The organism is Nonomuraea sp. NPDC001684, from assembly GCF_053596515.1.
Genome location: NZ_JBSFGJ010000371.1, coordinates 1 through 9,361, shown reverse-complemented (window position 1 = coordinate 9,361; position 9,361 = coordinate 1). Strand labels below are relative to the sequence as shown.

At 72.3% G+C, this 9,361-nt stretch carries 8 protein-coding genes; 6 read left to right on the top strand and 2 right to left on the bottom strand.

The genetic code is table 11. From position 1 onward, the window contains the following. Positions 1–63: 63 nt before the first annotated feature. Genes ACWCSD_RS40080 through ACWCSD_RS40065 form a run of 4 tightly spaced genes read left to right on the top strand, consistent with a single transcriptional unit; the run spans position 64 to position 4,465 of the window. Complete coding sequence (locus ACWCSD_RS40080; protein ID WP_449922709.1) at positions 64–2,145, top strand: hypothetical protein; 2,082 nt, start codon at positions 64–66, stop codon at positions 2,143–2,145. Between the two features lie 4 nt (positions 2,146–2,149). Continuing rightward, positions 2,150–2,920, top strand: a complete 771-nt coding sequence (locus ACWCSD_RS40075; protein ID WP_449922707.1) for a hypothetical protein — start codon at positions 2,150–2,152, stop codon at positions 2,918–2,920. A 58-nt stretch (positions 2,921–2,978) separates the two neighbouring features. Next, positions 2,979–3,737 (top strand): hypothetical protein, encoded by a 759-nt coding sequence (locus ACWCSD_RS40070; protein ID WP_387667845.1) that lies wholly within the window; start codon positions 2,979–2,981, stop codon positions 3,735–3,737. Positions 3,738–3,772: 35 nt separating this feature from the next. Further along, positions 3,773–4,465, top strand: a complete 693-nt coding sequence (locus ACWCSD_RS40065; protein ID WP_449922705.1) for a nucleotidyl transferase AbiEii/AbiGii toxin family protein — start codon at positions 3,773–3,775, stop codon at positions 4,463–4,465. Here the strand turns inward: ACWCSD_RS40065 and ACWCSD_RS40060 are convergent. Together ACWCSD_RS40060 and ACWCSD_RS40055 are read right to left on the bottom strand one after the other, a co-directional pair. Continuing rightward, entirely contained in the window at positions 4,432–5,241 is an 810-nt protein-coding gene (locus tag ACWCSD_RS40060; RefSeq protein ID WP_397162512.1) for an SGNH/GDSL hydrolase family protein, read from the bottom strand. The genes ACWCSD_RS40065 and ACWCSD_RS40060 overlap by 34 nt on opposite strands. Next, on the bottom strand, positions 5,238–5,813 hold the full coding sequence (locus ACWCSD_RS40055; RefSeq protein ID WP_397162513.1) for a PadR family transcriptional regulator: 576 nt from the start codon (positions 5,811–5,813) through the stop codon (positions 5,238–5,240). The genes ACWCSD_RS40060 and ACWCSD_RS40055 overlap by 4 nt, the downstream gene beginning before the upstream one ends. 225 nt (positions 5,814–6,038) lie before the next feature. Between ACWCSD_RS40055 and ACWCSD_RS40050 the strand changes: the two genes are divergently transcribed. Further along, complete coding sequence (locus ACWCSD_RS40050) at positions 6,039–7,745, top strand: ABC transporter ATP-binding protein (RefSeq protein WP_449922702.1); 1,707 nt, start codon at positions 6,039–6,041, stop codon at positions 7,743–7,745. A 298-nt stretch (positions 7,746–8,043) separates the two neighbouring features. Continuing rightward, on the top strand, positions 8,044–9,361 hold a 1,318-nt coding region (hutU, locus tag ACWCSD_RS40045), incomplete at its 3' end, for a urocanate hydratase (RefSeq protein WP_449922700.1).

Here is a 9,361-nt window from a genome sequence, read left to right as displayed (position 1 = left end):
CAGCCCGCTCTGAACCGCTCTGAGCTGCTCAGAGTTCGCCTGAAACACCCCCGGAGAGGAAACATGCGCCTTCAGTTAGTCGCGGCCCTGGTCGTGGCGGCCGGACTGGTCGCCACCCCCGCGGAAGCGGCCGCCGCCCGGAACTTCTTCGTCGACTGCCAGGCGCCGGACGGCGGCTCAGGGCGCAATGCCGCCGGGCCGCTGAACAGCCTGGACGCCGTCAACGCCATCACCTTCCGCGAGAAGGACACGATCAAGTTCAGGGCGGGGACCGTCTGCGCCGGCCGGCTCGAACCCGTCGGCTCCGGCACGGCCGCGCACCCCGTCGTCTTCACCTCCTACGGCGAGGGCCCCAAGCCGATCATCCAGGGCGACGGCGGCGAGTGGGCCGTCCACCTGGTGGACAACAGCTACGTGACGCTGGAGAAGCTGCACATCACCAACCCGGCGGGCACCACGGCCAAGCGGACCGGCGTGCAGTACAACTCCACCACCCCCGAGCCGAAGGCCGGGCTGGTCCTGCGGGACCTGGAGGTCTCCGACGTCGCCGGATGGGGCAACAAGACCGGGGCGAACAGCTCCTGGTTCGCCTACTCGGCGGGCATCAGCGTCCAGGCGCTGCCCGAGGGCAAGGTCGGCTATCTCGACGGCATCACGATCACCGGCAACTACGTGCACGACACGGGCGGCGGCGGCATCAAGATCAGCCGCAAGGGCACCGACTACCACCGGAACGTGCTCATCGCCCGCAACACCATCCGCGCGGTCGGCGGCGACGGCATCGTGGTGCACGCCTCGGACCGGCCGCTGGTGGAGCAGAACCTGTTCGACGAGGGCGGCGCCGGGAAATACCCGTACGTAGACGGAAATTTCGCGGGAATGTGGCCGATCAACTCTGTTGACCCGGTATTTCAGTTCAACGAGGTGACCCGGCAGCGGCCCACCATCTTCGACTCCACCGCCTGGGACTGCGACGGCGGCATCAAGGGCTCGTGCGTCTACCAGTACAACTACTCGCACGACAACGCCGGCGGCTTCTACCTCGGCTGCCAGAGCTGCACCGAGTTCCCCAACTACAAGGCCACCGCCATCCTGCGGTTCAACATCGCCCAGGACGACTGCCGCATCGCGGGCAACGCCTCCGGCGACAACACGAGCCCGCTGTGGCTGTACAACAACACGTTCTTCTGCCCGTCGCAGAAGCTCGACGTGGCCGTGCCCACCGGGAACTCGAAGATCGTCAACAACATCTTCTACGCGCCGTCCGGCACGCTGCCCGCGGCCCCCGGCATCGGCTACGACTCCAACGTCTACCACGGCGGCGTGGCCGTGCCGGCGGCCGACGCCCGCGCGGTGACCGCCGACCCCGGGCTCGCCGCCCCCGGCACCGCCGACGGGGCCGCCGACGTGGACGGCTACAAGCTGCTCGAAGGCTCGCCCGCGCTCGCGTCCGGCGCGGTCGTGGACGGTCTGGGCGACCGCGACTACTTCGGCAACCAGGTCGCCGGCACGGTCTCGCGCGGGGCCTACAACGGGCCGGCCACCGCGCCGGTCGTGGCGGGCTCGGTCGAGGAGGCGTACAACAACGTCGCGGTCAGCTCCGACCTCAACCCCAACGTCGGCGGCTTCTCCACCAGCGGCCGCAGCTACTCCGGCCAGGCGCTGGAGAAGGCGGGCCTGACGCCGGGCCGGACCGTGAACGTGCTCGGCGCCGACTTCGTCTGGCACCCGCGCCCGTACGGCATGACCGACAACGTCAAGGCCGCCGGGCAGACGGTCGCGCTGCCGGGGCAGGGTGCCAGGCTGGTCCTGCTCGGAGCCGGTGGCCTGAAGGCGCGCGAGGGCGTGTTCAAGGTCACCTACACCGACGGGACGACCGAGGACAAGACCGTCAGGTTCGGCGACCAGTGGGACGCGACCGCGCCCGCCGGTGGCGTGCTCGTGGCCCGCGCCGACTACCACAACATGACGCAGACCAGCTACAAGAACCCGGCCACCGGGCAGACGCGCGAGTCGGGCGTGTCGGTGTTCGGCTACGCGGTGCCGCTCGACGCGTCCAGGACGGTCGCCACGGTGACCTTCCCGGCGGGCAGCCCGCTGGCGAACGCGGGGTTCCACGTCTTCGACATGAAGATCGCGAGCTGACGCCGTGACGAGCACCCCGGCCACCGGCCGGCCGCGCCGGGTGTCCGGCCCGCGTCCGGGGTACCCGGCGCGCGGGCGGGTCCTGTGGGCGGCTCTCGCCCTGGCCGGGGTGCTCGTCGCCGGCATCGCGGTGTCGGGGAAGGGGGCCGGGGGCGGGGTTCCGGCGCGGGCGGCGTCCGCGGGCGTGGCGGAGGTGCTCGGGATGCGTCCCGGGGACACGGTCGTCACGTTCGAGGGGGAGCCGGTGAGCGGGGCCGAGGTGCTGCGGGCGGCCGAGACCGTGCGCGCCGAGGTGATCTCCGAGTTCGCCGCCCAGGGGCTCGGCCCTGGCTTCTGGGACCGTCCCCGCGACGGCGTCACCCCGGCGCGGCGGCTCAGGGAGCGGGCGGTGCGGGCCGCCGTGCTGGACAAGGCGCGGCGGATCTGGGCCCGCGAGGCGGGCCTGCTCGCCGACGTCAGCGAGCAGGGGTTCCAGCGCGAGCTGGCCGCCGAGAACGCCCGCCGCGCGCAGGCCGCGCGCTCCGGCCGCCCGATCCCGGGCGTGCCCTCCTACGACCAGTACACCTACGCGCAGGTGCGGGCCGCCGAGCTGGACTCGGCGCTCGGCAAGCTGCACGCGGCCACCCTCGACCTGTCCGAACGCCGCCTGCGCGACCGGTACGCCCGCACCGCGGCCCCCGGCGCGCCCCCTTTCGACCAGGTACGCGACAACATCAGGCGGCAGCTCGTCATCGAGGGCTACGAACGGGCCCTCCAGGCGAGAGCCACCTCATGAGCCCTCCCGCAGCGGACATACAAGGCTGTTCCGGCTCGTACCATCGACTTCTAAGGTCATGGGGAACTGGTTCCAGAGCAACATCGTCACCACGGGACGGCTGCCGCTGTTCTGTTACTTCGTCACGCTCATCGTGGCGTTCATCGCCACCCGCATCAACGTCCGCCTGATCAGGGCCAAGGTCGGCTGGTTCCGCAACGTGAACGTGGGCGAGATGCACATCCACCACGTCGTGTTCGGCGTCGTGCTCATGCTCATCGGAGGCGTGACCGGGCTCATCGTCAACGGCGCCGCGCAGGCCGGGCAGGTGGTCGCCGCCTGCGTGTTCGGCGTCGGCTCCGCCCTCGTGCTGGACGAGTTCGCGCTGATCCTGCACCTGCACGACGTCTACTGGGAGGAGGAGGGGCGCACCTCGGTGGACGCGGTCTTCATCGCCGTCGCCGTGACCGGCCTGCTCCTCATCGGCCTGCGCCCGCTGACCTGGGACTACGGCACGCCGGTCAACCCGGCGGCGCTGATCGTGGCCAACCTCGCGCTGGCGGTGATCACGCTGCTCAAGGGCAAGATCTGGACCGGGATGGCGGGGCTGTTCCTGCCTTTACTGCTCGTGGTGGGCGCCGTGCGCCTGGCCCGTCCCGGCTCGCCGTGGGCCCGCTGGTTCTTCCGCGGCGGACGCTCGCCCCGCAAGCTGGCCACCGCCGTCCATCGTGAGGAACGCTGGCGGCGGCCGGTCATCAGGGCCAAGATCGCGTTCCAGGAGTTCCTGTCGGGGCGGCACGACCTGCCCTCCAGCCGGCGCGGCCGTCGGCATACTTGACCCATGACACCGCTCGCGCCCCCCGCCGCGCTCTGATGCGCTTACCGCCGTTCCCCGAGCGCCTGCTGCGGGCCCTGTCCCCGGCCGGCGAGCGGCACGGGCTGCTGCTGGCGGGCGGCCACGCCCTGCGGGCCCACGGCTTCACCGACCGCCTGGTCGAGGGCATCGACCTGGTGACCGCCGCCGAAGGGCCCCTGCCGTCCGCCGCTGGCGACGTCGTGGCCGCGTTGCGCGCCGGCGGGCTGGTCGCCGAGGTCGCCGAGAGCGCCGCGTGGGCGGCCCGCCTGACCGTCACGGACCCGTCCATCGGGCGCGACGCCGAGATCGTCCTCACGCGCGAGGCGCTGCGCGAGCCCCCGGTGGTGTGCGATGGCCTGCCGGTGGCGGCCCCGGCGGACGTGATCGGGCTGCGGGTGCGCGACCTGCACGAGAGGGGGCTGCCGGCCGACGTCGCCGACGCGGCCTCGGCGGCGCACGTGTTCTCCTTCCGCGACCTCGAACGCCTCGCCGCCGTCCATCTCGACGACTTCTCGCCGCAGGAGCTGCTCATGCGGCTGGAGTTCGTCGAGCTCATGAGCGACGAACGCTTCGAGGCCCACGGCCTGGACGAACGGCACATCGCGGACATCCGCGCCTTCGCCTTGGAGTGGGCCGAGGACATCAAGCTGCGCAGGGCCGACGACGGCGACGCCGACTACGACGATCCCGACCTGCCCGAGGTCGACTGATCCGGCAGGCCGAGGAGCACCGGCGCGAGCGCCGGGCGCTTGCACACCCGGCCATCGCCCGAGGAGCGGCCCCGCAGGCGTCGGGCGATCCACGGCCCGGCGAACGAGCCCAGCCAGCGGACCTCCGCCGCCGCCGTGCGCAGGCGGCCGGGCGGCGGCAGCACGGGCAGCGGCAGGTTCCAGCCGTCGTCGCTGCCGGGCAGCTCCAGCGCGTACGCCACCGACGCGGCGAACCTGGCGTGCCCGGCCGGGCTGGCGTGCAGCCGGTCGGGGCTCCACAACCGCGCGTCGGTCACTGCCGTGTCGGGGAAGGTGTCCACCAGCGTCACGCCGTGCCGGGCGGCGGCCTCGCGGACGCGGGCGTTGAGGTCGAGCACGCGCGGCAGCAGCGGCCTGGCCAGCGGCGCGATCCGGCCGATGTCGGGGAAGGTCACGGTCACCACCCGCGCGCCCGCCCCGGTCAGCGCCGCGAACATGTGCTCCAGGTCGGCCGCGACGGCGGCGGCGTCGAAGCCGGGACGGATGACGTCGTTCATGCCCGCCATGACCGTGGCCAGGTCGGGACGGAGCTCCAGCGCGGCGGGAAGCTGCTCGGCGCGGATCTGGGCGGCCACCCGGCCGCGTACCGCGAGGTTGGCGTAGAGCAGGCCGGGATTGCCGCGGGCCAGGTGCTCGGCGAGCCGGTCGGCCCAGCCGCGGTGGCCGAGGACGTCGTCGCCGTCGCCGAGGCCCTCGGTCTGGCTGTCGCCGAGCGCGACGTAACGGGTGTAGGTCACGGGTTCTCCTCCGAGGTCCGGGCGGCGCGCTCGCCGAGCGTCCGGGCGGTGCTCAGGCACCAGTCGCGCATCTCCCGCTCCAGGCGGCAGCCCGCCAGGCAGGACAGGTACGGGCCGACCCGCTCGCCCTCGCGCAGGAACGACTCCTCGTCGCGGTCGCCGCGCAGGCGCAGCAGGGTCTGCTCGAAGAACGCGAGCTTGGCGGCGGCCTCCCCGGCGCGGTCGAGGAGCTGGGCGATCAGCGGCGCCGGGTCGAGCCGGTCGGCCGCGTGGACCTTGACGGCCAGGTCGTCGCGGAGCAGCAACGGCTTGGCCGGAGCAGCGGCGAAGCCGGCCAGCTCGTCCAGGCCGGCCGGGGTGACCGAGAACAGGCGCTTGTTCGGACGGCCGCGCTGGACCACCTCCCGGCCGGTGACCAGGCCGTCGGCCTCCAGCCTGGTCAGCTCGGCGTAGAGCTGCTGGGGGGCGGCGTACCAGAAGTTGGAGACGCCCACGTCGAAGATCTTGGTGAGCTGGTAGCCGCTGTACTCGCCGTCGAGCAGCGCCGCCAGCACGGCATGCCGCAACGCCATCAGCGACGCTCAAGAACATGACTACTCATGGACATGACTATAGGGCCGCCGCCGATTCCGGTGCCAGGGGGCGGCGATCGCCCGTACGTCTCCTTCTCAAGGAGGAGGCGTCAACGAAAGTTGACATACTTTGGTCGTCAATCTAAGTTGACCCGGGCGTGGCGGTGCGGATCGCGTTGCGCCGTTCGTTGGGCAATTTCGAGAAATGTCGTGAGAGGAGTTGGGGTGCTCAAAGAGCTGCTGGCCTACCTCAGGCCGCATCGGAAGGTCCTGATCGCGGGCGGTCTGCTCGGGTTGATCGGCTCGGTGGCGGGGCTGGCGATGCCCCTGCTGGCCAAGTACGTCGTGGACGCCTTCGGAGAAGACCAGTCGCTGGCCGCGCCGCTGTTAGGACTGACCGTGGCGGTGCTCGTCGGAGCCGTCGTCTCGGCCGGGGGCACCTACCTGATGGAACGCACCGGCGAGGGCGTCGTGCTGGGCGCCCGGCGCAGGCTCGTCGACCGGATGCTCCGGCTCAGGGTCGCCGACGTCGACCGGCTCAAGCCCGGCGACCTGATGTCGCGGGTGACGAGTGACACGACGCTGCTGCGCGCGGTGCTGACCAACGGGATCGTGGAGTCGGTCAGCGCGGTCTTCATGCTGATCGGCGCGATCATCATGATGGCCACCATGGACGGCGTGCTGCTGCTGGTCACGCTGCTCGTGGTGGTGGTGATCGGCGGCCTGGTCGCGCTCATCATGCCGCGCATCCAGCGGGCGCAGACGCAGGCCCAGGAGGCCGTCGGCGAGATGGGGGCCGTGCTGGACCGGGCGCTGCAGGCGTACCGGACGGTCAAGGCCAGCGGCGCGGAGGAGCGGGAGATCGCGGTCGTCGGGGAGGCGGCCGAGCGCGCCCGCGACCGCGGGCTGCAGGTGGCCGGCTGGACGTCGCTGGCCGGCGTGGCGACCTGGATGGCCGTGCAGATCGCCTTCCTGTGCGTGCTGGCCGTCGGCGGGTCGCGGGTGGCGTCGGGCGTGCTGGAGGTCTCGTCCCTGATCGCGTTCCTGCTCTACCTGTTCTACCTGGTGCCGCCGATCGGGCAGCTCGTCCAGGGCGCCGTCCAGCTCCAGAACGGGCTGGCCGCGATGCGGCGCATCAAGGAGATCGAGGACCTGCCCGGCGAGCCGGTCAGCGCCGCCGTCCCGGTCGCGGGCACGCCGGTGGGCCTGCGGTTCCAGGACGTCGTCTTCCGGTACGGCGACGACCGTCCCGCCGTGCACGACGGCGTCACCTTCGAGGTGCCCGCGGGCGGGCTCACGGCGCTGGTCGGGCCGTCCGGCGCGGGCAAGTCCACGGTGTTCGCCCTGCTCGAACGCTTCTACGAGCACCAGGACGGCCTGATCTCCATCGGCGGCCGGGACATCCGCGACTGGCCGCTCGGCGAGCTGCGGGCCGCGCTCGGCTACGTCGAGCAGGACGCCCCCGTCCTAGCCGGCACGCTGCGCGAGAACCTGCTCTTCGCCGCCCAGGACGCCACCGAGGACGAGCTGCGCCGCGCCGTCACCCGCACCCGGCTCGACGACCTGGTCGCCCGGCTGCCCGAAGGGCTCGACACGGCGGTGGGCCACCGCGGCGTGCTGCTGTCCGGCGGCGAGCGGCAGCGGGTCGCCATCGCCAGGGCGCTGCTGCGCAGGCCCAGGCTGCTGCTGCTCGACGAGGCCACGTCCCAGCTCGACGCGGTCAACGAGCTGCGGCTGCGCGAGGTCATCGCCGAGGTGGCGGCCGAGACGACCGTGCTGGTCATCGCCCACCGGCTGTCCACCGTGACGAACGCCGACCGGATCGTGGTGATGGAGGCGGGCGGCGTACGGGCGGTCGGCACCCACGCCGAACTCGTCGCGGACGACGACCTCTACCGCGAACTGGCCGCCACCCAGTTCTTGGTGAGCTGAAGGCCGCAAAGCGGTCCGTTGGGCGTTCGGGGGCCGTAGGCGCAGGCTTCGCCTGCTGCCTGCGGTGGACCGCTGGACGCTTGGGGACCGTAGGCGCAGGCTTCGCCTGCTGCCTGCGGTGGACCGCTGGACGCTTGGGGACCGTAGGCGCAGGCTTCGCCTGCAGCCTGCGGTGGACCGCTGGACGCTTGGGGACCGTAGGCGCAGGCTTCGCCTGCAGCCTGCGGTGGACCGCTGGACGCGGTCCACCGTAGTCTTCGGGTGACAAAGGTGAATGTGTTCATTCAGGAGGGTCACCATGAGCCGCAGCGTGCGCGCACCGCGAGGCACCACGATCACCGCGAAGGGGTGGCCGCAGGAGGCGGCGCTCCGCATGCTCCAGAACAACCTGGACCCCGAGGTCGCCGAGCACCCCGAGCAGCTGGTCGTCTACGGCGGCTCCGGCCGGGCCGCCCGCGACTGGCCCTCCTTCGACGCCATGGTCAGGACCCTGACCACGCTGGAGGGCGACGAGACGCTGCTGGTCCAGTCGGGCCGCCCGGTGGGCGTCTTCCGCACCCACGAATGGGCCCCCCGGGTGCTCATCGCCAACTCCAACCTGGTCCCCGACTGGGCCAACTGGGAGGAGTTCCGCCGCCTGGAGGCGGCCGGCCTCACCATGTACGGCCAGATGACCGCCGGTTCGTGGATCTACATCGGCACCCAGGGCATCCTCCAGGGCACGTACGAGACGTTCGCCGCGGTCGCCGCGAAGCGGTTCGGCGGCTCGCTGGCCGGCACGATCACCCTCACGGCCGGCCTCGGCGGCATGGGCGGCGCCCAGCCGCTGGCCGTCACCATGAACGGCGGCGTCGCGATCTGCATCGACTGCGACCCCCGCTCGGTCACCCGCCGCATCGAGCACCGCTACCTCGACGTGCAGGCGGCCTCCCTGGAGGAGGCGCTGCGGCTGGCCTACGAGGCCCGCGACGCGCGCCGCCCGCTGTCCATCGGCGTCGTGGCCAACGCCGCCGAGGCCCTGCCCGAGCTGCTGGCCGGGGGCGCCGAGATCGACATCGTCACCGACCAGACCTCCGCGCACGACCCGCTGATGTACCTGCCGGTCGGCGTCGCCTTCGAGGACATGGGCGCCGAACGCGACAAGGACCCGGCCGGCTTCACCGAGCGGGCGCGCACGTCGATGGCCCGGCACGTCGAGGCCATGGTCGGCTTCAAGGACGCCGGCGCCGAGGTGTTCGACTACGGCAACTCCATCCGCGGGGAGGCCCAGCTGGCCGGGTACACGCGGGCCTTCGACTTCCCCGGGTTCGTGCCGGCGTACATCAGGCCGCTGTTCTGCGAGGGCAAGGGGCCGTTCCGGTGGGCCGCGCTGAGCGGCGACCCGGCCGACATCGCCGCGACCGACCGCGCGATCCTGGAGCTGTTCCCCGACAACGAGCCGCTGGCCAGGTGGATCGCGCAGGCCGGCGAGAAGGTGCACTTCCAGGGCCTGCCCGCGCGCATCTGCTGGCTCGGCTACGGCGAGCGCAACGTCGCGGGCGAGCGGTTCAACGACATGGTGGCCTCCGGCGAGCTCCAGGCGCCGATCGTGATCGGCCGCGACCACCTGGACAGCG

Coding starts and splice junctions, on each gene's coding strand:
- ACWCSD_RS40080 (WP_449922709.1), top strand. CDS start 64: ATGCGCCTTCAGTTAGTCGCGGCCCTGGTCGTGGCGGCCGGACTGGTC.
- ACWCSD_RS40065 (WP_449922705.1), top strand. CDS start 3,773: ATGCGCTTACCGCCGTTCCCCGAGCGCCTGCTGCGGGCCCTGTCCCCG.
- ACWCSD_RS40055 (WP_397162513.1), bottom strand. CDS start 5,813: ATGGCGTTGCGGCATGCCGTGCTGGCGGCGCTGCTCGACGGCGAGTAC.
- ACWCSD_RS40070 (WP_387667845.1), top strand. CDS start 2,979: ATGGGGAACTGGTTCCAGAGCAACATCGTCACCACGGGACGGCTGCCG.